This is a genomic window from Lysinibacillus sp. G4S2 (assembly GCF_030348505.1).
Classification (GTDB): Bacteria; Bacillota; Bacilli; order Bacillales_A; family Planococcaceae; genus Lysinibacillus.
The window spans coordinates 5,449,530-5,475,575 of record NZ_JAUCFJ010000002.1; the positions used below are offsets into that span (position 1 = coordinate 5,449,530).

Annotated in this window: 26 protein-coding genes; 3 read left to right on the top strand and 23 right to left on the bottom strand. The window is 36.0% G+C overall.

What is annotated here, in order from left to right; genetic code table 11:
• Positions 1 to 434: 434 nt before the first annotated feature.
• From QUF91_RS27815 to QUF91_RS27825, 3 genes are all read right to left on the bottom strand, one after another.
• Complete coding sequence (locus QUF91_RS27815) at positions 435 to 734, bottom strand: hypothetical protein (RefSeq protein ID WP_289419993.1); 300 nt, start codon at positions 732 to 734, stop codon at positions 435 to 437.
• Positions 735 to 819: 85 nt separating this feature from the next.
• Complete coding sequence (locus tag QUF91_RS27820) at positions 820 to 1,275, bottom strand: JAB domain-containing protein (RefSeq protein WP_289419994.1); 456 nt, start codon at positions 1,273 to 1,275, stop codon at positions 820 to 822.
• A gap of 70 nt (positions 1,276 to 1,345) precedes the next feature.
• Positions 1,346 to 1,867 (bottom strand): DUF1643 domain-containing protein, encoded by a 522-nt coding sequence (locus QUF91_RS27825; protein WP_289419995.1) that lies wholly within the window; start codon positions 1,865 to 1,867, stop codon positions 1,346 to 1,348.
• A 531-nt stretch (positions 1,868 to 2,398) separates the two neighbouring features.
• On the opposite strand from QUF91_RS27825, the gene QUF91_RS27830 reads away from it, so the two are divergent.
• Positions 2,399 to 3,568, top strand: coding sequence for a DNA-methyltransferase (locus QUF91_RS27830; protein WP_289419996.1), 1,170 nt, complete (start codon positions 2,399 to 2,401; stop codon positions 3,566 to 3,568).
• A gap of 52 nt (positions 3,569 to 3,620) precedes the next feature.
• Here QUF91_RS27830 and QUF91_RS27835 read toward each other — a convergent pair whose 3' ends face one another.
• The 17 genes from QUF91_RS27835 to QUF91_RS27915 all read right to left on the bottom strand — a co-directional run bounded on the left by QUF91_RS27835 (position 3,621) and on the right by QUF91_RS27915 (position 22,477).
• The gene (locus QUF91_RS27835) at positions 3,621 to 4,490 is read right to left on the bottom strand and encodes an SIR2 family protein (protein WP_289419997.1); all 870 of its coding nucleotides are present in this window, start codon (positions 4,488 to 4,490) and stop codon (positions 3,621 to 3,623) included.
• Entirely contained in the window at positions 4,487 to 5,515 is a 1,029-nt protein-coding gene (locus tag QUF91_RS27840) for a ParA family protein (RefSeq protein ID WP_289419998.1), read from the bottom strand. Before QUF91_RS27840 ends, QUF91_RS27835 begins: the two co-directional genes overlap by 4 nt.
• Before the next feature lie 72 nt (positions 5,516 to 5,587).
• On the bottom strand, positions 5,588 to 6,067 hold the full coding sequence (rlmH, locus tag QUF91_RS27845; protein WP_285399480.1) for a 23S rRNA (pseudouridine(1915)-N(3))-methyltransferase RlmH: 480 nt from the start codon (positions 6,065 to 6,067) through the stop codon (positions 5,588 to 5,590).
• Between the two features lie 90 nt (positions 6,068 to 6,157).
• Positions 6,158 to 6,322, bottom strand: coding sequence for a CxxH/CxxC protein (locus QUF91_RS27850; protein WP_289419999.1), 165 nt, complete (start codon positions 6,320 to 6,322; stop codon positions 6,158 to 6,160).
• A gap of 431 nt (positions 6,323 to 6,753) precedes the next feature.
• Complete coding sequence (locus tag QUF91_RS27855; protein WP_285399483.1) at positions 6,754 to 8,046, bottom strand: S1C family serine protease; 1,293 nt, start codon at positions 8,044 to 8,046, stop codon at positions 6,754 to 6,756.
• 163 nt (positions 8,047 to 8,209) lie between these two features.
• Positions 8,210 to 8,998 (bottom strand): MBL fold metallo-hydrolase, encoded by a 789-nt coding sequence (locus QUF91_RS27860; RefSeq protein ID WP_285399491.1) that lies wholly within the window; start codon positions 8,996 to 8,998, stop codon positions 8,210 to 8,212.
• On the bottom strand, positions 8,998 to 9,819 hold the full coding sequence (locus QUF91_RS27865; RefSeq protein WP_285399484.1) for a two-component system regulatory protein YycI: 822 nt from the start codon (positions 9,817 to 9,819) through the stop codon (positions 8,998 to 9,000). The genes QUF91_RS27860 and QUF91_RS27865 overlap by 1 nt, the downstream gene beginning before the upstream one ends.
• Positions 9,806 to 11,128, bottom strand: coding sequence for a YycH family regulatory protein (locus QUF91_RS27870; RefSeq protein ID WP_285399485.1), 1,323 nt, complete (start codon positions 11,126 to 11,128; stop codon positions 9,806 to 9,808). Before QUF91_RS27870 ends, QUF91_RS27865 begins: the two co-directional genes overlap by 14 nt.
• Entirely contained in the window at positions 11,125 to 12,990 is a 1,866-nt protein-coding gene (gene walK, locus QUF91_RS27875) for a cell wall metabolism sensor histidine kinase WalK (protein ID WP_285399486.1), read from the bottom strand. The genes QUF91_RS27870 and walK overlap by 4 nt, the downstream gene beginning before the upstream one ends.
• A 6-nt stretch (positions 12,991 to 12,996) precedes the next feature.
• Entirely contained in the window at positions 12,997 to 13,710 is a 714-nt protein-coding gene (yycF, locus tag QUF91_RS27880) for a response regulator YycF (RefSeq protein WP_285399487.1), read from the bottom strand.
• 246 nt (positions 13,711 to 13,956) lie between these two features.
• On the bottom strand, positions 13,957 to 15,417 hold the full coding sequence (locus QUF91_RS27885) for a M23 family metallopeptidase (protein WP_289420000.1): 1,461 nt from the start codon (positions 15,415 to 15,417) through the stop codon (positions 13,957 to 13,959).
• Between the two features lie 171 nt (positions 15,418 to 15,588).
• Positions 15,589 to 15,867, bottom strand: a complete 279-nt coding sequence (locus QUF91_RS27890) for a hypothetical protein (protein WP_289420001.1) — start codon at positions 15,865 to 15,867, stop codon at positions 15,589 to 15,591.
• Between the two features lie 178 nt (positions 15,868 to 16,045).
• Positions 16,046 to 17,335: an adenylosuccinate synthase gene (locus tag QUF91_RS27895; RefSeq protein ID WP_285397725.1), complete on the bottom strand. Its 1,290-nt coding sequence runs from the start codon at positions 17,333 to 17,335 to the stop codon at positions 16,046 to 16,048.
• Positions 17,336 to 17,731: 396 nt separating this feature from the next.
• The gene (gene dnaB / locus QUF91_RS27900; protein ID WP_285397727.1) at positions 17,732 to 19,093 is read right to left on the bottom strand and encodes a replicative DNA helicase; all 1,362 of its coding nucleotides are present in this window, start codon (positions 19,091 to 19,093) and stop codon (positions 17,732 to 17,734) included.
• A gap of 13 nt (positions 19,094 to 19,106) precedes the next feature.
• The gene (gene rplI / locus QUF91_RS27905) at positions 19,107 to 19,553 is read right to left on the bottom strand and encodes a 50S ribosomal protein L9 (protein ID WP_285397728.1); all 447 of its coding nucleotides are present in this window, start codon (positions 19,551 to 19,553) and stop codon (positions 19,107 to 19,109) included.
• Positions 19,550 to 21,523 (bottom strand): DHH family phosphoesterase, encoded by a 1,974-nt coding sequence (locus tag QUF91_RS27910; protein ID WP_289420002.1) that lies wholly within the window; start codon positions 21,521 to 21,523, stop codon positions 19,550 to 19,552. Before QUF91_RS27910 ends, rplI begins: the two co-directional genes overlap by 4 nt.
• A 12-nt stretch (positions 21,524 to 21,535) precedes the next feature.
• On the bottom strand, positions 21,536 to 22,477 hold the full coding sequence (locus QUF91_RS27915) for a YybS family protein (protein ID WP_285397730.1): 942 nt from the start codon (positions 22,475 to 22,477) through the stop codon (positions 21,536 to 21,538).
• Positions 22,478 to 23,052: 575 nt separating this feature from the next.
• Here QUF91_RS27915 and QUF91_RS27920 point away from each other — a divergent pair.
• The gene (locus QUF91_RS27920) at positions 23,053 to 23,664 is read left to right on the top strand and encodes a hypothetical protein (RefSeq protein ID WP_285397731.1); all 612 of its coding nucleotides are present in this window, start codon (positions 23,053 to 23,055) and stop codon (positions 23,662 to 23,664) included.
• Between the two features lie 443 nt (positions 23,665 to 24,107).
• Here QUF91_RS27920 and rpsR read toward each other — a convergent pair whose 3' ends face one another.
• Genes rpsR through rpsF form a run of 3 tightly spaced genes read right to left on the bottom strand, consistent with a single transcriptional unit; the run spans position 24,108 to position 25,280 of the window.
• Positions 24,108 to 24,347: a 30S ribosomal protein S18 gene (gene rpsR / locus QUF91_RS27925; RefSeq protein WP_289420137.1), complete on the bottom strand. Its 240-nt coding sequence runs from the start codon at positions 24,345 to 24,347 to the stop codon at positions 24,108 to 24,110.
• 35 nt (positions 24,348 to 24,382) lie between these two features.
• The gene (gene ssb / locus QUF91_RS27930) at positions 24,383 to 24,952 is read right to left on the bottom strand and encodes a single-stranded DNA-binding protein (protein ID WP_285397733.1); all 570 of its coding nucleotides are present in this window, start codon (positions 24,950 to 24,952) and stop codon (positions 24,383 to 24,385) included.
• 40 nt (positions 24,953 to 24,992) lie between these two features.
• The gene (gene rpsF, locus QUF91_RS27935; RefSeq protein ID WP_285397734.1) at positions 24,993 to 25,280 is read right to left on the bottom strand and encodes a 30S ribosomal protein S6; all 288 of its coding nucleotides are present in this window, start codon (positions 25,278 to 25,280) and stop codon (positions 24,993 to 24,995) included.
• A 173-nt stretch (positions 25,281 to 25,453) separates the two neighbouring features.
• Here rpsF and QUF91_RS27940 point away from each other — a divergent pair, with 173 nt between their 5' ends.
• Positions 25,454 to 26,014, top strand: coding sequence for a DUF3267 domain-containing protein (locus QUF91_RS27940; RefSeq protein WP_285397735.1), 561 nt, complete (start codon positions 25,454 to 25,456; stop codon positions 26,012 to 26,014).
• Positions 26,015 to 26,046: the final 32 nt, after the last annotated feature.

A 26,046-nucleotide genomic window follows, 5' to 3' on the forward strand; every position in this document is an offset into this window, starting at 1 on the left:
TCCATAGAAAATACTACAAATCTTTTTATTTTTAACTATACGAATCAAAATCTTTACAAAAAAATTATACTAAGATACTTTACTTTTTTTTTAGCTTGGCTAAAGCCCAGCAAGCCCTATCGGTAGGAATTTATCACTTTTTTTGACAATCACATTTATTATGCTATCAAAAACATATAATATGTCTATTTTGTGAACGAGCAACAAATAAATTTTGCCGCTCGCTCTACTATTACTTATTCTCATTAATAATCTCTTTTGCCACTTCAGTTGCAATAGCTACAATGACAGTCCCGATAACTTTATCCCACATTAAATATTCCCCCCCAGGTTACCCAGTTAAATCTTAACTACAATTCCTCATCTAACGTCTTAAAAATGAACCATCTTACATTTTTATCATATACTGTTATTCCTTCATCTAATGCAACGATTTAAAGTTCCCCCTTTGAAAATTCTTTAACCACCTTGTCGTTTACTAACAAAACCTCATAAGGATTGACTTCACCTGTTTCAATGACAATTAACGTATAGTAATCACCTCCATCATCATCGGTATAATTTGCACTATCACAAATAACAGGCTCAGCTAAATGTGATATGATGTTTAAAGGCACTATTCCCTCATCGATCTCATCATGCATGAGCGCCACCGTCTCATATCCGATTTTATTTAAACCTACCGTTTTTCCCAGTCTATCTTCTATAACCTCAATTAAACGTTGTATTACCATTTCAACACCCTCCGTATCTTCACAAAATCAAAAGCCCTAACATCCCTTTTCAGATGCTAGAGCTCACTTGTTGGTGCATACAGCTTTATTCAATTTCCATATACCCTCTTTCTTTCATTGATATATAACAACCATCTCCCAGCACAATATGGTCTAGGACATCCACTCCAATGATTTCACCAGCAGCTACTAACCTCTTTGTTACATCAATATCCTCTTGGCTTGGTGTAGGGTCGCCTGATGGATGTGGATGACAGCAAATGATGGAAGCAGCATTGCTTAAAATAGCTGTTTTCAGTACCTCTCTAGGATGAACTATGGAGAGATTCAAACTACCTATGTGTGCAATACTGATGTTTGTTGGCTGATTCTTCGCGTCCAAACACATGACCACAAAATACTCTCGGTCTACCTCACCTAAAAATTCCTTGAACAATTCATAACAATCTTGTGGGCTACGAATACGACGGTTTTTGTACAACATACTCGCTTCTTTCACTAATTTTACAGATACAATGTTTACTCGTTTCGATGGTAGCATATAATTTCCTCCTAAAATGTATTCAAGGAAATAATATATGTTCATATTTTTCGTTGAAACGTACTTGCAACTATTCGGCTTGCTCTGCAGTTGGTTTATCGTAAGGAACTAACTTCCACCCATTTTTTACTGCTGGATAAAGCGGATGGAAACCTCTTCTCCCCCTAGAACTTTCTATTTGAAGTATGTTTGCTTTCTTATCAAGGAAGATAGCCATGATCATATGCAGTCGTTTTACTGCTTCTTTATTTGTTTCAATACCTGTACCTACTGCAACGATGACATCATCTACCTTTGTAACTTCTTCTTGAACAAATTTTAAGTTTTCAGTAGCCGCACCATTTGTATCTTTGCCTTCAAGTGACGGAAACAAATTCATAATAACAACTGAACCATAGCCTAGCTTTGTGAGATTATTCATGACATACATTGTCGTCTGATCCTGTACAATTTCATCTGTTAAGCCAGCACTTTTCATCAGAATGAGTGCCTTTCTTTTGCTCTTATCCCACTCTTTCTTAACAACGTACTTATTTTTTATTTCGTCATCGTATGTTACCTCTGTTCTTAGTATACTTTTTATTATCTTCATAGTTTTCTGCTCCTTTCAGATATAGTCATTTCTTACAATAAAATAAATGGTCCATCCCCTCTAATGATCTGGTCAAGAACATCTATATCTATATGGTATTAAGGCTACCTATGTCCATTTTACTGATGTTTGTTGGCTGGATTCTCCGTATCTCAACATATGACCACAAAATGCTCACAATCGGCTTCACCCAAGTATTCTTTAAATACCCCATAGTATCTTGTGGATTACGGATACAACGAACTTTATATACCAAGTTCACTAACTTTACAGAACTGATACAATGTTTACTCGTTGTGCTGATTGCATATATTATTTCCTTCCAAATAAAAAATCCTTATGTGTTAAACACACATAAGAGGACAAATAAATTTATTCAGATTAATAATATATACTTAAAGTTCGTTTTATTACTGAACGTATTTAATTGTAATTAAAATATATATTATTTCTTTGATCCGTTTTACTTTAAATAAGGAATTTATCTAAAATTTTATGTAGAATGGGAATAGGTGTACTGGAGGAATAAATATGAAAGAAGAATTATTTTCGATTCTTAACTTAAATGATCGCAATGAAATAAAAAATTTCGCAAAAAAAATTGGTGTTCAGGTCAAAACATTATCATATTTTAATGACAATTGTATTTATCCTGACCAAAGAATTATTAAGAAAATACTAGAAGTAAAGCCTGAACTAAACGAAATTGAGTTAAAAATCCGGCTGGGACATATTGATTCAAATATATTAAGTTTTCTACAAAACAATATTCAAAATATCACTTCTATTTACAATTCTGATGAAGATTTAAAAATATTAAACAGAGAGCTTCCGATAGCAGATTTCAGTACATCTTTAGGCAAACTTTTTAATGCCGATTGTCTTGAAATAATGGGTAGAATGGAAGATAACTCTGTGGATTTAATTTTTGCAGATCCCCCTTTTAATTTAAATAAAGATTATGAATCTGGAATTAACGATAAGCTAAGTAAAGTAGACTATCTCAATTGGACTGAAAAATGGTTAACTGAATGTATTCGTATTTTAAAAGATGGTGGATCCTTCTTTATTTGGAATTTACCATCATGGAATACTTATTCAGCAGAGATTCTTAATAAACACTTAAATTTAAGACATTGGATCGCAGTTGATATCAAATATAGTTTGCCAATTGCTAACAAACTTTATCCATCACATTACTCACTACTGTACTATGTCAAGGGCAATAGACCACAAACTTTTAATCAAGAACGTCTACCACTAGAAATTTGTCAACATTGCGGTGGGGATATAAAAGATTATGGTGGATATAAAAACAAATTAAACATTCAAGGAATTAGCCTAACCGATGTTTGGAAAGACATCTCACCTGTAAGGCATAAGAAATATAAAAATCGTGGAAGTAATGAATTACCTTTAAATCTTTTAGAGCGTATCATTAGTTTATCGACAAATGAGGGTGATCTAGTATTTGATCCCTTTGGTGGCAGTGGAACAACCTTTATAGTTAGTGAAATTCTTAAAAGAAAATGGATTGGATCCGAATTAGGTCCTGTAGATATTATTATGGATCGTTTTGAAGACCTAAGCTTTCAGAAACAATTAATTAATGAAATTCAAAGCTCAAAAAATGTATTATTTACCGAAAAAACGAAAAAAATTAGACATAAAAATGGTCATTGGTTGCCCGAAACACTTTAAAACATTAACTAAACCCACATTAAGCATATAATTCTTGATGTGGGTTTTAATTTTACTTTGGAAGTTGATTTTGTACTTTATACAAATCTACTTCAAGAGCCAATTGATGCATGTATGGCTCTAAATCTAAATAATTATCTCCATATTCAAAAATGTTAACATTATAGCATTCTTTCCATTGTTTCTTTAATTCCTCATCCACGCCTTTTGACATAAATATGTAATGGGGATTACTTTCCACTTTAGTTCTGTTAGTTAATTCTAACTGTAAGTTAATATCAGGATCATTTAAACTATACCCTAAAAAGACTACTGTATGAGTTAAAAATAGAGCTTTTAATACATTGTAAAAATCTATATTCTCTCTACGAGCCATAAAAAATTCATTATCAGTAAATATAATATTATTTACATCATCAATGGTTCCATGCGCTTTAATAATGAGATTTTGTGATGATCTTAAATTAGAAATTAACTTGCTGATAGGATCATAATAATTAACAACCGGATATCCTTGCGATCCGCAACATTGTTCATATATTTTATCGAAATTTGTAGTGACAACTATTTTACAATTTATATCTTTTATATAGTCATGAATTTTATTAGGTGAAAAATGGGGCTCATCAAAATTCTGTCTTAAAAAATCATTATATTGTCCAGAATCACAATTGTTTTTTATTGCTTGCAATGCTTTTAAATAATCTTCTTTTTGAATCATTGAATCAATATACTTCATAGCTGGTTTATCCTCAGGAACTAAAGCTTTTACCCCTTTTATAAAATCCCCCCATGTCAAAGGATTTTTTATTTGTGTTGTTGGTGACGTAGCTTCAGAATTTGCAGAAATTCCTGATCCCAGGAAAAATACAACTCTTTTATGAGCAATCTCTCTAATTAAATTTGGTGGTGTACTTATCATTTTACTGCCTCCAAATTCTCTAGAATTTTACCACAGATTCCTGCAATAGTTTCTTTATAATTATTTACTTGTCCATATTGAAGACCTGTAACACCGTCTCCTCCATTCAATTGAAAAATAGGTGTATTATTTGATTGAGCTAAAGGTACCAAGCTATATAAATAAGGAACATCCCCAAGGTTTAATATATCAATATTAAATTCATCAGGTATCAATTCTTTAAGATGAGTTTCTATAACATTAGGTATTTCTTGAATAATTGCATCATAAGATTTAATAGGTCTTCTTCCATCTTTAAAGGTTTTAGTTATATATTGTTGAACTGAATAGCCTATCATCATGCTAGAATATGTAACATCTAAATTAATATTAAAGCGTGAATAAGATGTCCCACTTCTATCCATTAAAGCTACGCCATTATTATAAGTAGACTTCCAATGATTGATCCATTTTGAAATATTTTTAACAGCCATCAAGCTAAATATATCCGAGCCCATGGGGGTTATTATATAATCTGAATTTAGTAAAACACTTCTATTCAACGCTCCTAGCGAAGGACCCACATCTATAAAAATAAAATCATATACATCATCGAACTTTGTACTTATACTTTTTAACCAATTACTTTTTCTAAAGCCTTCAACTGAACCTGATACACATTTATTCCAAGCATCACTTAAAACATCTTCAATAATAGAAATATTAGGATCACCTGGTATTAAATCTACTCCAAATCTATTTCCCTCCCCTTTTAGTGGTTCTATATCTTCCACTCTTAATTCAGGATCACCTTGAATTAATGGCTCTAAATAGTCATATAAAGTATTGTGTGTTTTTCCCTCTTTTGTATAAAGAGTATCCCAATTCTCTTCTGGTACTAGCATTTGCGTTGTATTTGCTTGAGGATCTATATCTATTATTAATACCCTTTTCCCTAACTCTAAGGAAAAAAATGCGGCAATATTAACCCCTAATGTAGTTTTACCAACGCCACCCTTATTATTAAAAAAAGTTATAACTTCCAAAAAAACCCCTCCTTTAAATTTAATTATACACAAAAAAAAAGTTACTTCTAATGAAGTAACTAAAAACCTCACTTACTTATGATACGGTTCACCCTTCATAATCCTAAAACTTCTATAAACCTGCTCCACCAATACAAGCTTCATTAGCTGATGCGGTAATGTCATCTTTCCAAATGATTGCTGTTCATCAGCTCGTTTCAAAACATCATCGTGTAAACCAAGGGAGCCGCCAATGACGAACGCGATTTTGCTTTTGCCGTAGGTCATGAGGGATTCAAGATCTGCCGCCATTTGTTCAGAGGTTTTCATTTTGCCATTAATGGCTAGGGCGATAACGTATGTATCTGGGCCGATTTTAGATAGAATACGTTCACCCTCTTTTTTCTTAACGATTTCCATTTCGGCATCGCTTAGCTGCTCGGGTGCTTTTTCATCTGGTACCTCGATTACATCCATTTTTGCATAGCCACCGAGACGTTTTACATATTCATCAATACCCATTTTTAAGTACTTTTCTTTTAGTTTTCCGACTGATACAATCGTTATATTCACACGTTATCCACCTTTACAATTCATTTACAAACAACTTATCCACAAAAGTTATCAACATATCCACATAGCATTCCTATATATTGTGTAAAGTTATTTACTTGATACAATATATTCTGCAGGCTGTTCACAGTAGTTACATTTTGTGGATAACTTTTTATCCTCTTCGACTTTATCCATAATTGGGAACTCTTTTTGCTCAGCCACAAACATGTCTAAAGCGTGATCTATATGGTTTTCACAGCTGTATTTTTCCATTTTTACACCTCTTCTTATTTTTCTAAATTTCCACAAACTTATTCACAATTTGGTCTATGTTATCCACAGTCTATTGTAACAAAGGACAAGCGAGTATGGAAGATAGGCTTTCTATCGCTATTCGTTGGTGTAATGTTATTATTCACAATTTTCTAGTTATCCACAATATTTTCTAAATCATTCTTAATAATTCATTCAACTGCTTCCGAATATTTTTTATTCATCACCATAATGTGGGGTTGATTTCCGTTCCGACTGGGCGCTTTTCCGCTGTCGCTTCGCTTTCGCACAGAGCAAAGCTTCCTGGAGGCGTCCAGCCATAACGAAGATCAACTTATATACATGGCATACGTTTTTTAACAAATGTCATCCAAAACTTTTTATTCCACAAAAAATCAGTGAGGATTCCATAATCCCCACTGATTTTTAATTTACAATGAATTGCTATTTGTTAATGTTAGTGATAGGTCTACTAATTTACCTTGACGATATACTTTCATCGTTAATTTATCACCAATTTTTTTGTTGTTATATAAATGTTTGCGTAAATCGATTGCTGTTTCGATTTTTTTGCCATCCATTTCAACAATAACATCGTACTGTTGCGCGCCTGCTTTTGATGCTGGTGAGTCATTCACAACATCTGTGATAACAACACCTGTTGTAATGTCTTTTGGCAATTTTAACGTTTCTTGTTGGTAGAATGACGGTACATCCGTTAAGTCTACGAATGAAATACCCATTGTTGGACGGTTCATTTCACCATTTTTCTCTAATTCCTCGATAATTGGAATTGCTGAGTTAATTGGAATTGAGAAGCCTAGACCCTCAACAGAGGATTCAGCGATTTTCATTGAGTTAATGCCGACTAAATCACCAGCAAGGTTAACAAGTGCTCCACCACTATTACCAGGGTTGATTGCTGCGTCTGTTTGTAATACTTCTTGTTGCCAATCTACTGTGCCATCACTATTTATGTCAACCGGTACAGAACGGTCCTTACCAGAAACAACACCTGTTGTAACAGAGCCATAGAATTCTAAGCCAAGTGGGTTACCAATTGCGATTACTGTTTCACCTTGTTTTAGTACATCTGAGTTACCGAATTTCGCAACCGTTTTAACATCTTTAGAACTGATTGAAATAACCGCTAAGTCTGTCCAAATATCACGACCAACTAATTGTGCTACTTCTTTCGTTCCATCTGGCATTGTTACCTCTAACTGTTTTGCACCTTCAATAACATGGTTATTTGTCACGATAAAGGCTTTATCACCTTGTACTTTATAAATAACACCTGAGCCGCTTCCAGCAGGTTTGTCTGTTGTAGATGGAGGATTCCAAAGTCCACCGCTTGTCACTTCTTGAATATTAGTAATCCCTACAACAGCCCCTGAAGTCTTGTCTACCGCTTTCGTAACATCAGTTGTTACTTCTGTTGCAACTTGATTAATGTTTGTTTCATTCTTACCTGTGGCGCTTGAACCTGGCATTTGATTTACAAGTCCAGGTAACATGAGCCAAACGAGTAGAGCGCCTATGATGACACCGATAAAGCCGGTAAATAAATAACCACCCTTACCTCCGCCACGGCCTTTCTTTTTATGACGCTTCTCTTGCATTTCTCGCTCCTCTCGTTCGAGTCTCTCCTGAAGAGGTGATTTCTGTATTTCATCGTTATTTAGAAAATCACTGTTTTTATCATCATCTTGAAAATTACTCATTGTCCTCATCCTTTCACTTATTAGTATTTGTTAGTTGTTACCCTAATATTACGATTCAAACATTAAAATCAGATGAAAAATAAATAAAATGGGTATAAAAAATAGCTGTACAAAAGCATTTCTATAAAATGCTTTTGTACAGCCTCATTAAAGATTCATTTTTTTAAACTGTGACTAATTTCGTCGGTTCTTCCGCTTCTGTATCAAATAAATTTAAATACTCTCCGACAATAATGCCGCAGGATTGCAAAGTTTGTGTAACACTCATGCGCGCAAGCTCTTTCATGTTATTATCCTTACTTAAATGTGATAAATAAATATTTGTTGGTTTTTCAAATACGACCTCACTCATTGCAATAGCTGCATCCTCATTTGAAACGTGCCCTACATCACTTAAAATACGACGTTTTATTGACCATGGGTAGCGTCCCATTTGCAGCATATTGACATCGTGATTACTTTCAAATACGAAGGAATCAGCACCTCGAATGATACCCTTCATACGGTCGCTGACATAGCCTGTATCCGTAATAACAACAAGCTTGCGCCCATTTTCATGAAAGCTATAAAACATTGGATCTGCGGCATCATGTGATACGGCAAAGGATTCAACAGCTAATGAACCAAAATGCTTGACTGTATCCATTTCAAATTCAAAACGTTGCTCTAAAGGTATATCACCAACAAGCCCGTCCATCGCTTGCCATGTTTTGTTGTTGGCATAAATAGGTACATTATATTTTCGTGCCAATACACCTATCCCTTTAATATGATCACTATGCTCATGTGTAACGAAAATACCACTTAGCTGTTTCATATTGCGGTCGATTTTTGTAAATAGTTGCTCCATCTTTTTGCCGCTGAGACCCGCATCGACAATAAATGCATGATCATCATTCTCTACATAAATCGAATTGCCTGTACTACCACTTGCTAAAACACTAAATTGCATCATTCAACTCCCCAGTCTTCCTCTTCGCCCTCTTGCTTGTCTCCTTGGATTTCAATAACATTACCTTCACTAGCATTGACAAAATATTCTTCTGTTTCTCCATCTAACTTCACTTTTACTTCCCATGTTGGTACAAACACTTGCGTTTCCGTGAAATAACCTTTTGTCGAGTAACCTAACTTCATTTGCGTAATACGCGATTCTGGCTTTAGTAGGTTTTTATTATAAAGTGTCTGGATAATTTGAAGTGGTGGTATGACCGTTTCCTGTTTCTCCATTTCTTCAATATTATCAAGCATCGTTTGATCATACATTGTAACTTCGTTGTCTGCATTCCATTGTACTTTTAATAAGGCACTCTCATTGTAATAGAACATTCGATTCCCTTTTTTCTGGAAGAAAATCGCAACTCGTTGCTCATGATCTACCTTCCATAAGGCATAGGAATCTCCTTCTTTAACGTTTGCATGGACAAACTCTGTAATGCTTGTATCATCATTATTTCGTAATTTCACAGGCTTTGCAAAATCAACATGTAAATGTGTATCATTTTTTGTAATATTTTCTTGCCTATTGCTATTGGTTAAATCAGCATTTGGAAATTTATGCACTTCGCCCGTAATATAAACAACAAATTCATTACTATTTGGCAGTGAACCATACGTAATATTATCCTCTTTTAAACGGGCTTCTATTGTTTTTTCACCAGGTATCTCTACGCTCTGCGCTTCAGTATAGCGATCTAAATACACCCAATACAAGAAGATATTTAAGATTAAAAAAACGAATATGAAAATAGATTTTGTTCTATTCCAATCCATTTTTGACACCTCCTAATGTTTCAGGCGTCAGATTCGTCCATACACCGTTACGAATAGCAAACCAGCACGGTTCTAATGTCATAGTTTCTTTATTTTTATTTTGAGTTAAATAATAACCCACCACAATATCATCTAAGTCTGATAATACAATGTTATTAAGTTTTTTAATCTTTTCAACGATTTCCGATCCTGATGACAGTTCTTTAATCTCCTTTTCGGATGGAATATCTAAATCTAAGGAATAGTATGGACGTTTGTAGCGGAAAATACGATTATCTCCCCAAACAGTTGTAATTCGATTCATAGCCTGATCACTAAACACAGGTAATCCATGTAAATATAGCTGATAATCTAATTGATTATTATTTGTACTTGTCGATACATAGCGATAATCAGCTGTAAAACCTCCGTGTTCATTGATAAATTCAAAACTATCCGTCAAGAGCTTAGAAGGTTCAATTATTACACTACTTTCTGCAGTAGGATAAACAAAGATCAATGATTTTAAATTCTTATCAACCGTCATCAGTGACATACCATCTTGATATTTTACAGAGTTTGGACTTTCATCAGTACGCTGAACAACGTTTGGTTCTGTAAATAATACATCTTTAAAAACATCTGGTGATTTCTCGTTGATAAAATACGTATATTTAGTGGATTCAACTTTATCGTTAGGAATATAAAGTGAAGTAAAACGATCACGCTCCACTTCTTTAAAAGAGCCGTATGTTTTCGCTGGCTCAATAATATTCCGTACAAATTGGTTAGCATTTTGTAGACTAACATGTGAACGCATCAATGTTTCATTATTGCTACTAATGAAAAACAACTGTAATTCTTTGTTATTATAATTACTCCAATCTATAATCATACGATTAAAGGTTGTTTCAGGTAGCTCCTTATCAGCAAACTGAAAAATTGAGCTAAAGGCAGAGTAAGGAATTTCACCAGCAAAAAAGATAGTCATGCAATTATTAGTACGAATCATCTCGTTTATAGAGTCGGCTGTAAGGTTATTATTATCGCGCACTAAATCTACATTCCAACCTACAAATGATTTCATAATATCTTCCATTGCATTATTAGATATAGTTCCGGTAAATTCCTTATCAAAACGGTAAATAGCCTTATAAGGACGAATTACATCCTCCATTTTTTTTTGTGGCCCAATTTGGATTTCTTTTTCCTCAGTTTTTTCAATAACTTTATAATCTGGCGTGTATGTCCAATTCATAAAGGTTAAAACTACACTTAGCAAAACGAGTAGGAATAATACAACTGATTTAACAGGTTCTATATATTTCATTCCCACTCACCTGCCTCGTCAAAATCATCTAAATCAAGTGGTAATGTGAAGAAAACCGTTGTTCCTTGACCTTCCTCACTTTCAGCCCATATTTTACCACCATGAGCTTCAATCATTTCCCTGGCAATAGCTAACCCTAGACCTGTGCCTCCCATAGAACGAGCTCGGGCACGATCCACACGATAAAAACGCTCAAAAATACGTACCACATTTTCCTTAGGAATTCCCATACCATCATCAGAAATCATAACCTTTAGCATATTCCCCTGCGCTGTAAAGCCAAAGCGAATATTACCTCCATCTGGTGAATATTTAATAGCGTTGGAAATGATATTATCGATAACCTGTGTCACCTTATCAGTATCAATTTCTACATAATAAGATGCCTCTGGGAATAAACGTTCAAACATCACTTTGTCTGATTTAGACATTTCAAAACGATCGATAATACGGTTAAAGAATGAATGGAATAGAACAATATCTTTATTCAACTCATAATCTGCACTATCCATACGTGATAACTGCAATAAATCATTTACTAAGCGGATCATACGCTCTGTCTCTGTTTGTGTGACATTCAAAAATGTCGGAGCAATGTTTTCATCTTTCCATGCACCATCTGCTAACGCCTCTAAATAACTGCGCATCGTCGTTAATGGTGTCCGTAATTCATGTGATACATTCGATACAAATTCTCGACGATCCATCTCTATCTTTTCCTGCTCAGTAATATCGTGCAGTACGGTAATTAAACCATTAATAAAACCTGTTTCTTTTTGAATAACAGAGAAATTAGCACGTAAAATATACGGTGCGTCTGCTGTACTGAAATTTAAATTCACCGCATCATTCATATGAATTAAATCCTCAAAACTATACTCTTGGTCAATGCCTAAAACAGATGCAATTGGGCGACCTACTGTAATATCTCTTGAAATATGCAGTAGTTCTAGTGCTGGATCATTAATAAGAATGATGCGCCCTTTTCGATCTGTTGCAATAACCCCATCCGTCATATTACTAAGGACCGAATCGAGTTTTCGCCGCTCTGCCTCTGTAGTCGATTGCGCCTCCTGCAAGCGATTCGTCAAATGATTAAAGGTTATAGCAAGCTGTCCTATCTCATCTGTACCGTAAACTCGTACTTTTCGTGAATAGTTTCCTTTTGCCATCGCCTGTGCTTGCTTACGCATATCTGCAATTGGCTGTGTAATTGTTCGAGCCACTAAAATCCCTAAAAAGATAGTAACCACTAAGGACACTGCCGTTCCACCGAGGAAAATACGATTAATGTCATTCACCTGTTCGAAAACAGATTCAATATCTGCTTCAATGTAGAGTACCCCAACGATTTCATCATCGGGACCTGCACCATCTCGAATTGGCGAAGCTAACACCCACACTCGATTTCCTGTTTTACTATCAAGTTTGATGTTTTCAAATAATGTTTCTGCAGAGATTGCACGGCGTACGAGATCATTATTCGAGCGCTGTCCAATCAAATTTTGATTGTCTATCTCAGATGTGGCCCGAATACGTTGTCTAGTATCGATGACGCGTATTTCTAAAATATCTCCATTAGAAACATCCTTTAATCCTTCAGAAAACTCCATTACGATTGTTTTCAAGCTTTCTTCAAGAGATGGCATAGTTTCATCGCGTTCTTTTAAGATTTCTTCGCGAATGCTATATTCCATCAAATCGACACGTTGAAAAATAGAATCTCGGAAATTGGTTTTTAAATTGTTCTCTAATTCACGCGCGAAATAAATCCCAATTATTTGCAAAGCTAGCAGGATTAACAAAATATAGATTAGTACTAACTTGACATGAATTGATTTAAAGAAGCTTACTTTCTGCATTCCTTTTTACTCCTGTTCAGGATTTCGTAAATAATATCCTACACCACGGCGAGTTACAATCCAAGCTGGATGACTAGGGTTATCCTCTATTTTTTCACGTAAACGACGAATTGTTACATCTACTGTTCGTACATCGCCGAAATAATCATAGCCCCACACAGTTTGCAGTAAATGCTCACGTGTCATTACTTGTCCAATATGTTTACCTAAGTAATGTAATAACTCAAACTCCCTATGTGTTAATTCGATTGACTCATCACGTTTCAATACTAAGTAAGCATCAGGCTGAATAACAAGAGAGCCTACTACAATTTCATTGGACTCTTCTTGAGCCTCTTCGGCAGCAGGAGCTACCACTTGTAAGCGACGCATATTTGCCTTTACACGTGCAATAAGCTCACGTGTACTAAATGGCTTTGTCACATAATCGTCTGCGCCCATTTCTAATCCTAATACTTTATCAATCTCAGAGCCCTTTGCTGTTAGCATAATAATAGGAAAATCATATTTTTTGCGTATTTCTCTACAAACTTCCATCCCATCACGCTTTGGTAACATTATATCTAAAAGCATTAAATCTGGTTGCTCTTCCTCAACCTTCTCTAGTGCTTCATCTCCATCATAAGCACAAATAACTTTGTAGCCTTCTTTTATCAAATTAAACTGTAAAATATCTGCGATTGGTTTTTCATCGTCAACAACTAAAATTGTTTTGTCCATCTATTTTCTCCCTTTCGCTATTTATCTATTTTTTAACTAAGTGTATTAGAGTGTATTTATTAATTAAAGTCACTACTCTTAACTCTACCATGCTTTTAGCTTCTATGCATTATTCTAAATTCAAAGACATTATACGAAAGTGTATTGAACTATATTTCGACAAATATTTCTCGGGAAATAACTTAGATTTTATAAGAGCTATACAAAAAGGCAGCCCTATTTTGGACTGCCTTCTATTCTAATGGATTACTGACTTACATAAGATAATGGATTTACTAAAGAACCATCTTTCTCAACTTCAAAGTGTAAATGTGTACCTGTTGAATTTCCAGTAGATCCCATAATACCTATAACAGAGCCTTTTTCTACTACTTGTCCTACTTTAACATTAATTGAAGATAGGTGTCCGTATAGCGTTGTATAACCATTATTATGATTAATAACGATACGATTACCATAGCTACCTGAAGAGCCAGCTGCGACTACAACACCATTGTCTGAAGCTAAAATATTATAGTTACTAGGACGGGCAATATCAATACCACGATGGAATTCGCCCCAACGTTGACCCATCTCACTTGAAATATAGCCACCTACTGTTGGCCACACAAATTCACCCGTACCACGAGAAGAAATCACCTTCGTACCAACTACTTCAATTTCATCAACTGACTGTTGTATGATTTTTTCTTCTAATGCCACTTTGGATGTACGAGTCCCATTTTCAGACGTTAATAAATAAGATGTTTCTTTTTTTCCATTAACGCCTTGTTGTTTAATTACTTTTTCACCTTTATACATCGTCGGATCTTCTTTAACAATTTTCTTAAACGGAATTTCATCAGTAACTTTCTTTTCCTGCTTTACTTCAAGTGTTACAAATGGTTTAGCGACTGTTACGTTTAATGCTTGTCCGATTTGTAAAACTGTATCAACCGTGATGCCAGGATTTAATGCTAATAGCTCAGCTGTTGTTAAGCCATGTTTTTTGGCAACTGAGCCAAGAACATCGCCTGATTGAACTTTATATGTTTCTTGCTCGCGAGAACCTGTCATTAAATATTTCAAAGCTTCCTCAGGCGTCACAATAGCACTCGGGGCTACTTTTTGTGCTGCACCTGAAACTCCCTGTTTAATAGAAACATCTAAAAGGCGCGTTTCTCCAGTTTGTAAAGGTGGCATATTCGTAGATTGCTTGTTAGCATATAAACCATTTAACTCTTGCTGAGAAACATATTGTAGCTTTAGCATACGAATAGTATCTTCATAGGCTTTTGCATCCTTTAAAGAAACTACAGGCTTTTGATCTACGAATAATGTGAAAGCTGGAGATTGAGCTACTAAAGATTGCTCAATCTCTGCCAAAACCTCTGCATCTTTCGTTTCATCACTAAACACTTGCTCTGGGATTATTTTAACAGATGAACTAGCATCGATAGATAACTCTTTGTATTTTTGACTTGCCTCTTTTTCCTTTGATGCAATGATTTCTTGAACAGCTTTCTCATTAGAGACCGCACCAATATATTTATTTCCAACGTAAACGTGATAAATTTTATGTAAATCTTCTTTATGATTTTCTTTTGCAAAACCTACATTAAACGTTAAACTTGTCATTAAAACTGTAATAATGGATACCTTTTTAATTGAAGAAAGATTGTAAGTGAATCTACTATTTTTTTCTTCTCTAGACCAAAACGAACTCATCAATAAAGCTCCTTCCAACTTTAACCTTTCATAGGATTAATTACCCACAAGGATTTTTTGCACCACTATACTGTACCATAAAGAAAATACGGTTTGGATATTTTCATCTTTTTGTAATGTAAATGTATTATTTATCTACAAACTGTTACATAATTCCTATTTTTTGAAGTTTCAAATAACCGGGCTCTTCACCAAAACGTGTGGTTGATTTCCGTTCCGACTGGGCGCTTTGTTGCTGTCGCTACGCTTTCGCACAGATAAAACATTTGCCGCTGACGCTTCGCTTTCGCGCAGAGAAAACATTTGTAGCTGCCGCTTCGCTTTCGCTACAGAAAACATTTGTTGTTGCTGACGCTTCGCTTTCGCACAGATAAAACAATTGCCGCTGACGCTTCGCTTTCGCACAGATAAAACATTTGCTGACGCTACGTTAGCACTTCGCTTTCGCACAGAGCAAAGCTTCCTAGGGGCGTCCGATGAGCCAATAACCGTATTTTTATGAAAATTTCAGCTTATGTAGGTTGAGCTACTGAGGGCAACACGTAGGCGTTATCATAGAATATAGTTTCTTTAACAAATACAAAAAAGGCGTACCGTATACGGCACACCCTTTTGTATTTTTCATTTATTATGCTTCCCAAACGTCCACTAAAACGTTCGTTTGTTCACGTGCAGGACCAACAGAGAAAGTAGCAATTTGAATACCTGTTAATTCGCTTACACGTTCTACGTAGCGTCGTGCATTCTCAGGTAGCTCCTCTAATGTTTTGCAGCCTGTTACATCTTCTGACCAACCTGGAAGCTCTTCATACATTGGCTCACATTGTTCAATAATATGAAGATTTGCAGGATACTCCGTAATTGTTTCATCTTTATATTTATACGCTGTACAGATTTTCACTGTCTCTAAACCAGATAAAACGTCAATAGAATTAAGTGCAAGATGTGTAATACCACTTACACGACGTGAATGACGTACTACTACTGTATCGAACCAACCTACACGACGTGGGCGACCTGTTGTCGTACCATATTCACGACCTACTTCACGAATTTGCTGACCCACTTCATCAAATAATTCAGTTGGGAACGGACCATCACCAACACGAGATGTATAGGCTTTAGATACACCAATAACACTTGTAACTAGTGATGGACCAACGCCAGCACCGATCGCTACACCTCCGGCAACAGGATTCGAAGATGTTACAAATGGATACGTACCTTGATCGACATCAAGTAAAATGCCTTGTGCACCTTCAAATAACACTTTGCCGCCCTCATCAAGTACATCATTTAAGATTTTAGACGTGTCTGTTACATATTTTGCGATTTCTTGTCCATAGCCGTAATATTCCTCGAAAATTTCTTCGAATGTTACACCTTCAACTTCATAGAATTTCTCGAATAATTTATTCTTAATTGCTAAATTATGACGTAGTTTTTCTTCAAATACATCCTTGTCTAATAAATCAGCCATACGGATACCGATACGTGCTACTTTATCTTGATAGCAAGGTCCAATCCCTTTACAAGTCGTACCAATTTTATTATCGCCACGGCTTTCCTCATCAGCGATATCTTGTTTGATATGATAAGGTAAAATAACATGTGCACGGTTAGAAATACGTAGATTATCCGTATCAATCCCACGCTCTTGCAATCCTCTAAGCTCAGTTACTAATGACTTTGGATTAACAACCAATCCATTTCCGATTACTGAAGTTTTTTCTTTATAAAAAATACCTGATGGAATTAAATGTAGCTTATAAGTTTCACCATCAAATTTAATAGTATGTCCTGCATTATCGCCACCTGCAAAACGAGCGATTGCATCGGCTTTTTGTGAAAGGAAATCTGTAATTTTACCTTTTCCTTCGTCTCCCCACTGTGTTCCTACAACTACTACTGATGTCATAATCAGCACCTCCGTTAGATACGATTTGTATCTCAATTTTTAAGCCGTTAATTATTGTAACAATGATAGAAACGCCTAGTCAACAAAAAAAAGTTAAAAACACGAACATAAAATCAAATAAAATGATTCAACGTTCGTGTTTAATAACAGAATGGTATGAATATTATCTAACATTCAGATTAATTCCGTCTTGGCGTAATCGCAAACGTTAAATTCCTCTTTTTCAATCGGTGTTTGGCCAAACATGAAAAGAACTACATTTGCATTCATCTCAGAGCTCTTTCCTGGTGGCGCCCGATGAGCCACTTCGCTAGCGCTCCAAGGTCTCATCTGTGACGCTGATCCCCAAGAAGTCGCCCAGTCTTCACTCCTATTGGTGATGAGCCAAAAAAATATTTAATCACGTGGTGGTGGCGGCGGCATTTGCGACCAATCCACATTAATGAATTTATTGAATTCTTTTTTAAAAGCAAGTGTAACTGTACCTGTTGGACCGTTACGCTGTTTAGCAATAATAATCTCAATCATATTTTTACTCTCGGACTCCTTATCGTAATAATCATCACGATATAAGAAGGCAACAATATCAGCATCTTGCTCAATACTTCCCGATTCACGTAAGTCACTCATCATTGGTCGCTTATCTTGACGTTGCTCAACGCCACGAGATAACTGTGATAATGCAATGACTGGAACCTTTAATTCACGCGCTAAATGTTTTAAAGAACGTGAAATCTCAGATACCTCTTGCTGACGGTTCTCCCCTGCTTTACCACTACCTTGAATAAGTTGTAAATAGTCAATCAAAATCATACCGAGGCCATGCTCTTGTGCTAAACGTCGACATTTTGCGCGAATTTCATTGATACGTACACCCGGTGTATCATCAATAAAAATTCCTGAATTTGATAAACTCCCCATTGCCATAGTTAGTTTACCCCAATCTTCTGTTGTTAAAGCACCAGTACGTAAAACTTGTGCATCTATATTTCCCTCTGCACAAAGCATACGCATAACTAGCTGCTCAGCACCCATCTCTAAGGAGAAGATCGCAACATTTTCCCGCGCTTGAACGGCAACACTTTGTGCGACATTCAATGCAAAGGCTGTTTTCCCTACAGATGGACGTGCCGCAACAATAATTAAATCGTTACGCTGGAAGCCAGCTGTTATATGGTCTAAGTCACGGAAGCCTGTCGGAATACCTGTAACATCACCTTTTTGTGATTGAAGCTGCTCAATGTTATCAAAGGTTTCCACCAATACGTCTTTAACATGCTTAAAGTCACCCGCATTTTTACGACTGGCTACCTCCATCATTTTCTTCTCTGCTTCACCAAGTAATGCCTCTACCTCATCTTCACGAGTATAGCCATCTTCTACTATTTTAGTAGCTACACGAATTAAACGACGTAATAGAGCCTTTTCTTCGACAATTTTCGCATAGTGTGCGACGTTAGCAGCTGTAGGGACAGCATTGGCGAGCTCTAGTAAATACGATAGCCCGCCAACATCCTCAATTTCTTTTTTAGCTGATAATTCTTCAGTAACTGTGACAACATCTATCGCTTTCCCTTGATCACTTAAACGTAGCATCGTTTCGAAAATTTGCTTATGTGCATTATGATAAAAATCATCTGCTAGTAAAATTTCAGATGCAGTGATTAACGCTTGAGGATCAAGGAAAATTGCACCGATAACCGATTGCTCCGCTTCCCGGTTATGCGGTGGGACGCGGTCCATCATCGGTTCATTCATGGATTGCCGCCCCTTATTCTTCCGTTACATGAACTTTTAATGTTGCAGATACTTCATGATGTAGTTTTACAGGTACATTTGTAAATCCTAGCGCACGAATTCCATCACTTAAAGTCATTTTACGTTTATCAATTTTAAAGCCATGTGCTTTTTGAAGTGCATCAGCAATTTGCTTTGTAGATACTGAACCAAATAGGCGACCACCTTCACCTGATTTTGCTTTTAATTCTACTGTTAAAGCCTCTAATTTTTCTTTTAATTCTTTTGCTTCAGCTAATTCTGCAGCAGCATTTTTAGCTTCTAATTTCTTTTGCCCTTCTAATTGACTCATTGACTGTGCATTTGCTTCGGCCGCATAGCCATTTTTAATTAAGAAATTTTGTGCATAGCCATCTGCTACATTTTTAATTTCTCCTTTTTTCCCTTTTCCTTTAACATCTTTTAAAAATACTACTTTCATGATTCCGAACTCCCTTCGAGTACCTCATTTATGGCCTCTTCTAAATATTTTTTTACTCCAGCAATGGAATTTGCTTCGATTTGGCAAGCTGCATTCGTTAAATGCCCACCGCCGCCAAGCTTTTCCATAACAAGCTGTACGTTTACCTCGCCAAGTGATCTTGCACTTATGCCGATTTTGCCATCTGAACGATGTGCTATGACAAAGGAAGCACTAACATCCTTCATTGTTAGTAAAATGTCTGCGGTTTGCGCAATTAGTACAGAATCATACACTTTTGCTTCTTCACCTACAGCAATAGCAACACCTGGCTTCACGAACTTAACAGTTTGCACTATTTTAGAACGCTCAATATACGTATCGACATCTTCTTTTAGTAATCGCTGTACTAACACTGTATCGGCACCATTTGTCCGTAAATATGAAGCTGCTTCAAAAGTACGGGCTCCTGTACGCAGTGTAAAACTCTTCGTATCTACAATAATTCCCGCCAGTAATGCAGTAGCCTCTAGCATATTAATCTTTGCCCGTTTTGGTTGATATTCGAGTAACTCTGTCACAAGTTCAGCTGTGGACGAAGCATACGGCTCCATATAAACAAGCGTTGGATTTTCTATAAAATCCTCACTTCTACGATGGTGATCAATCACTACAACTTTTTCAGCCAGCTTCAATAGATGTGAATCGATGACTAGATTTGGTTTATGCGTATCGACAATAACGAGCAATGACTTTTCTGTCATTCTTGTCGCAGCTTCCTCAGGTGTTAGGAAATTTTCATAGAAATCCGATTTACTCTCAATTTCACTCATTAAACGCGTTACACTGCCGTTTAATTCGTCAAAATTTAAGATGACATAGCCCTTTACATCATTCATCTGTGCCATTTTACGTACACCAACAGAGGCACCAATAGAGTCCATATCAGGGTTTTTATGTCCCATAACAAACACTTGATCACTATCCTGAATTAAATCACGTAATGCATGGGAAATAACACGTGCTCTAACGCGCGTACGTTTCTCAACTGGATTCGTTTTCCCACCATAGAATTTTAGCTTTCCGCTAGGTTGCTTGATGGCAACCTGATCACCACCACGACCTAAAACAAGATCTAGACTTGATTGTGCTAATTCACCAAGTTCTACTAATGAAGATGATCCTGCACCAACACCAATACTTAATGTTAATGACATATTTTTTTGCGCTGTTTTTTCTCGAATGGTATCTAAAATAGCAAATTTTTTCTTTTCAAGCTCCATTAAAATGGATTCGTTTAATACAGCTAAAAAACGATCAGATGATATTCGTTTCACAAATATCCCTTGCTCAGCCGCCCAATCATTAACAATGGATGTCACCATCGTATTCGTTAAACTACGCGGTTGATCATCCATTGCTTGCGTAATTTCGTCATAGTTATCAACAAATAAAATCGCAATGACTGTACGATCTGCATAATATTGTTTTTCAATAGCTATTTGCTCAGTAATATCAAAGAAATATAGCAAATTCTCTTCTTTTTTATAATAAACTCGGTACTTACGATCACGGAGCGTAATTGTATCTTCGTTGGTCTCCTCGGACTTCATTAGCACGTAGATGTCATCAGATATATTAACGATTCCTTCACCTACTAAATTTTCCATATTCAAAACACTTTGCATATATGGATTCGACCATTCTATTTCATATTGCTCATTTACAAGTAAAATTCCAATTGGCATTTCTAGCAATGCTTCTTCCCCAACTTTTTTCATGCGGAAGGAGATGGATTCAATATACTTTTCTGTTTCTTCAAAGGTAATCTGTTCTACCTTCCACGTATAGGCTACTAATAGAACAAAACCTACTCCATAACCAATACCTACCCCGATATTCCAAATACATAGAAGCACGAACGTCACAATGCCAAAAATGGAAAGAACAAAAAGCGGATAGCGAATTGGTCGTTTTCTAAAAGTCCCCACTACATCAGCCCCTTATTCTTGAGTTTTCCCTTTCACAAGTGAACGTACATCGAAACCTAAATCTAATATACCTAGCAATATCATAAAGGATGCTAATGGTAAGGCTAACAAAGTAGCTATCCATTTGACACCATTCGGCATTCCCTTTTTAGAAATGAAATAATGTATAAAGGAAATCCCCTGCAGAATTAGTAACACCCATAAAATATAAGAAACATTTAAAACAATAATATCTAATGTAGATCCAAGTTCTGGACGCATAAATAAATTAATGCACAACACAATCATGTAATACCACAGAATAGATCGTGGTAGACGCATATTTTGAAACGGTGCAAATTTCGGTACGTCTAAACCAAGACGTTTTAATACAGGTAAATTTAACGTTATGATAATAAATGCTGCGAAAAATGCAGAGATTGTTACTGTTGCAGGTATTGTCAGCTCAATTGTTTTTAACATTGCATCAATCATCTCTGGCTGAAATACTTCTTGACCTGTCACACTTTTTGCAAGTTCATTTGATTGCTCATAATTTTCACGTAAAAGCTCCAAGCTCATGTTAATTATGTTGATACCAGCAAATTGCACATAGGCTACATAGACAATTGTCGATGATAGAAGAAAAGCAATCCCAGATGACATGAATAGGTAAAGTTTGCTCTTCTTTAAATAAATTGCATTTCCTATAATGACACCAATTAATGCCAAAATAAAGGCAAATGGCAACATAGTTATGCCACTCGTTAAAGTGGTTAAGGTACAGCCTACTACTGCTACGAGTATTGATGAGGAACGCTTGTAATTTGCGCTATACCAAGCAATCGGCAGTGGAGCAAATATTAGACCTACTATAAAAATAAGTGGTACGTATGCTGAAATAAGCATTAGAATCGTAAAGATTGCGACCATCATTGAGCCTTGTACAAGCGCCTTTGTTTGATTATTCGGCATTGAAAACCTTCCTTTTTTCAGTCAAACTTACTGTCCTTTATTGTACCATCTTTTCACGTTATTGAACAAAAAACGCTAAGAACAACCATATGCTTTGTCATTAATTTTGTAGAACCCATGACTAAGATGTTAAAAACATAGCTATATGGGAGATTTTTTATCGAAAGAGCACTTAATATTACAATTTGTCACATGAAAAAAGGCTTTTAATCGAAATGATTATAAGCCGTCTTGTTTTAAAAATGTCCTTAGTCGATTGTTTCTCAATCTCTAACATTGCATCTTTTCTTTATTCATGTCTAGTAAGAGTGTAATAAATTCTCATAATAATAGCAAATGGTAATATATAGAGCAATTACTGAGATAAACTAAGCTCATCACCATAACGTGCAGTTGATTTCCGTTCCGACCGGGCGCTTTCCTTGGGGCGTCGGGCCAACACGAAGTTGGTCACGAAGGCGTTATCACAGAACGGGATGCTTTTAGCCTTCTTTCCCCTCCCCGCTTCGCTCCAGGGTCTCATCTGTGACGCTAATCCCCAATAATTAGATATACTTAATATAGGAGGTGATAAGATGAATAAATGGCTAACAGGTTGGAGCATATTCATTTTTTCAATTGGAGGACTAGTAATATTACTAATATTCGGGACTGTCTTTTCATTATTTAATTATAGGGCATCGTTGACACAAGATGAAAAAGAGGAGGAAAAGGTAATTTCACAAGCAGAACAATACATACAAGAGAAATATCCAACTATGAAATACGAAATCCCCCATGTCCTTTATGATAGTGATGATCAATATCCTGATTTTGAATATGCTGCAATGATTTTAAATACAGAAACACAAAAAACGTTCAAGGTTTATGAAAATAAAAATACGAAACAAATAGAAGACGATATAACAATTCAAGAAGAAGCAAAATTCATAGAACAATTAAGACCAGAAGTTTATAGTTATATAACTAAAACATTTGGGGAACCGGAAAGTATTTCATTTACGCCCACATATCATACAAGAGGTACACCTACGCTTAATATTCGATTAAATAACAAAAAAGAAGAAATAAACGAAGAAATGTTTCAATCTTTTATTGATTATTTACAGCAAGAATTGAATGTTGAACATGCATATGTAAATTTTTTGTATGATAATGAAACTGAAGCATGGAGTACGGATTTTTAAATAGAGCATGGGAGTATATTTTTCCCATGTTTTATTTTTATTTAACAAACGATGCTTTAACACATTTTTGGCTCATCACCAAAAATTGCGGATGACATTTTTTAAAATATATGCGTTGTATATTAGTTGATCTTCGTTCCGACTGGGCTACTCCTTGGGGATCAGCGTCACAGATGAGACCTTGGAGCGAGCAACGCGAGTGAAGCGGCTCATCGGACGCCCCCAGGAAGCTTTGCTCTGTGCGAAAGCGTAGCGACAGCAACAACAAATGTTTTCTGTAGCGAAAGCGTAGCGGCAGCTACAAAGCGCCCAGTCGGAACGGAAATCAACCGCACGTTTTAGTGGATAGCCACATTTTTTATATTTCTACATAAATTTAAAATTAAGTACATAAAAAAAAGTACAACAAAGGTTAAATAACCCATGGTGTACTTTTTCATATCTTATTTATCTTCTGCTACGAATGGAAGTAATCCCATGATACGAGATACTTTGATAGCTGAAGTTAATTTACGTTGGTACTTAGCGCTAGTGCCAGTTACGCGACGTGGTAAGATTTTACCGCGTTCAGAGATGAATTTTTTAAGTAAATCCACATCTTTATAGTCGATTTTCGTAATGTTATTAGCAGTGAAGTAGCAAACTTTACGGCGTTTGCGGCCTCCGCGACGTGGTGCCATAATGTGTCTCCTCCTTATCATTTTTTATTTTAGAAGTATTAGAATGGTAAATCATCCTCAGATACTTCTATCGGTCCTTTGCTATTAGCAAATGGATCCTCATCTACACGTGTATAATTCGGCTGATTCATAGGTGGTTGATTTTGCTGATAAGCATCGCCTCCAAATGAACCCTGTCCTGGCATAGCACCACCAAACTGTTGTTGTGGTTGACCACCGCCATATGACGGTTGGTTATTACCGTAAGTCTGTCCACCGTATTGAGGAGATGCAGGAGCACCACTACCACTACGAGGTTCTAAAAACTGTACGCTATCTGCCACTACATCTGTTGTGTATACTCGTTTACCATCTTGTCCTTCATAACTGCCTGTTTGAATGCGACCTTCCACTCCAATTAAACTTCCTTTTCGCATGAAGTTCGCTAGGTTTTCAGCCTGTTTGCGCCAAGCAACACAGCTAATGAAATCAGCTTCGCGATCACCTTGTTGGTTTGAGAATGTTCGATTCACAGCAACTGTAAATCGCGTAGACGCAATTCCATTCGGTGTATAACGTAGCTCAGGATCTTTTGTTAGTCTTCCAACTAATACGACACGGTTTATCATCAGAAATGCAACCTCCTTTTTTCAGCATTTTGTTAAATGATTATGCTTCTTGGCGAACAGCAATGTGACGAATGATATCTTCGCTAATGTTAGCAAGACGTGTGTATTCGTTAATTGCTTCTGAAGTAGCGTTAACTTTCACGATTTGGTAGAAACCTTCGCGGAAGTCTTGAATTTCATAAGCTAAGCGGCGTTTGCCCCACTCTTTTGATTCGATGACTTCTGCACCGTTAGAAGTTAAGATTTCGTTGAAACGTTCAACTAAAACTTTCTTCGCTTCGTCTTCAATGTTCGGACGTACGATGTACATTAATTCGTATTTTCTCATCTGTTTACACCTCCTTATGGACTTAGGCTCTCCTGTATACAGGGAGCAAGGAGCAAGTAATAATTATTACTCACATCAATGAATTGTAACATATAGGCACTATTCTTTCAAGTCGCAAACAAAGAAATCATTCTATATAATAAATATAATTGATTCATGAAAGGAGAGCTTTCATGCTACCAGATAAAGAACCAATCGTAATAGAGTTGGATATAAAAAAACTAATGATGGACAATATTGTTGTTACAAGCGGTCTCGTTATATTATTTGTAGCTATCCAATATATTTGCTTTAAAGATTTTGATTTTTCATTTTGGAGTATGATTGGCGGGTCTATACTTTTTGCAATCCTGTATATTGTTTTCATTGTATTACATGAAGCCTTTCATTTGATTGGTTTTATGGTCTTTGGAGGCGTACCCTTTAAATCGTTAAAATATGGCCTTAATTTAGAGCTTGGCGTAGCGTACGCAACAACTTCACAACCATTACCAAACCATGCAATGAAAAAAGCTTTATTACTTCCATTTTGGACAACTGGCGTCCTTCCGACAATTGCTGGTTTCTACTTTAACAGTACTGTTTTAATAGTAGTGGGTGCTTTTTTAATAGCTGGAGCAGTCGGTGATTTTTCTATGTATAAAGCATTACGTAAATATCCAAAAAATGCGTTAATACAGGATGATCCTCATTTACCTAAGCTTTATGTATATATGCCCGAGGAAAAGAAATAACTTGGATTAGAGACACGTTATAAATAGAATCT

Bases quoted from the DNA above. Each gene is read 5' to 3' on its own strand.
- QUF91_RS27815 (WP_289419993.1), bottom strand. From the start codon at position 734: ATGGTAATACAACGTTTAATTGAGGTTATAGAAGATAGACTGGGAAAA.
- QUF91_RS27820 (WP_289419994.1), bottom strand. From the start codon at position 1,275: ATGCTACCATCGAAACGAGTAAACATTGTATCTGTAAAATTAGTGAAA.
- QUF91_RS27825 (WP_289419995.1), bottom strand. From the start codon at position 1,867: ATGAAGATAATAAAAAGTATACTAAGAACAGAGGTAACATACGATGAC.
- QUF91_RS27830 (WP_289419996.1), top strand. From the start codon at position 2,399: ATGAAAGAAGAATTATTTTCGATTCTTAACTTAAATGATCGCAATGAA.
- QUF91_RS27835 (WP_289419997.1), bottom strand. From the start codon at position 4,490: ATGATAAGTACACCACCAAATTTAATTAGAGAGATTGCTCATAAAAGA.
- QUF91_RS27850 (WP_289419999.1), bottom strand. From the start codon at position 6,322: ATGGAAAAATACAGCTGTGAAAACCATATAGATCACGCTTTAGACATG.
- QUF91_RS27855 (WP_285399483.1), bottom strand. From the start codon at position 8,046: ATGAGTAATTTTCAAGATGATGATAAAAACAGTGATTTTCTAAATAAC.
- QUF91_RS27860 (WP_285399491.1), bottom strand. From the start codon at position 8,998: ATGCAATTTAGTGTTTTAGCAAGTGGTAGTACAGGCAATTCGATTTAT.
- QUF91_RS27865 (WP_285399484.1), bottom strand. From the start codon at position 9,819: ATGGATTGGAATAGAACAAAATCTATTTTCATATTCGTTTTTTTAATC.
- QUF91_RS27870 (WP_285399485.1), bottom strand. From the start codon at position 11,128: ATGAAATATATAGAACCTGTTAAATCAGTTGTATTATTCCTACTCGTT.
- walK (WP_285399486.1), bottom strand. From the start codon at position 12,990: ATGCAGAAAGTAAGCTTCTTTAAATCAATTCATGTCAAGTTAGTACTA.
- yycF (WP_285399487.1), bottom strand. From the start codon at position 13,710: ATGGACAAAACAATTTTAGTTGTTGACGATGAAAAACCAATCGCAGAT.
- QUF91_RS27885 (WP_289420000.1), bottom strand. From the start codon at position 15,417: ATGAGTTCGTTTTGGTCTAGAGAAGAAAAAAATAGTAGATTCACTTAC.
- QUF91_RS27895 (WP_285397725.1), bottom strand. From the start codon at position 17,335: ATGACATCAGTAGTAGTTGTAGGAACACAGTGGGGAGACGAAGGAAAA.
- dnaB (WP_285397727.1), bottom strand. From the start codon at position 19,093: ATGAATGAACCGATGATGGACCGCGTCCCACCGCATAACCGGGAAGCG.
- rplI (WP_285397728.1), bottom strand. From the start codon at position 19,553: ATGAAAGTAGTATTTTTAAAAGATGTTAAAGGAAAAGGGAAAAAAGGA.
- QUF91_RS27915 (WP_285397730.1), bottom strand. From the start codon at position 22,477: ATGCCGAATAATCAAACAAAGGCGCTTGTACAAGGCTCAATGATGGTC.
- QUF91_RS27920 (WP_285397731.1), top strand. From the start codon at position 23,053: ATGAATAAATGGCTAACAGGTTGGAGCATATTCATTTTTTCAATTGGA.
- ssb (WP_285397733.1), bottom strand. From the start codon at position 24,952: ATGATAAACCGTGTCGTATTAGTTGGAAGACTAACAAAAGATCCTGAG.
- rpsF (WP_285397734.1), bottom strand. From the start codon at position 25,280: ATGAGAAAATACGAATTAATGTACATCGTACGTCCGAACATTGAAGAC.
- QUF91_RS27940 (WP_285397735.1), top strand. From the start codon at position 25,454: ATGCTACCAGATAAAGAACCAATCGTAATAGAGTTGGATATAAAAAAA.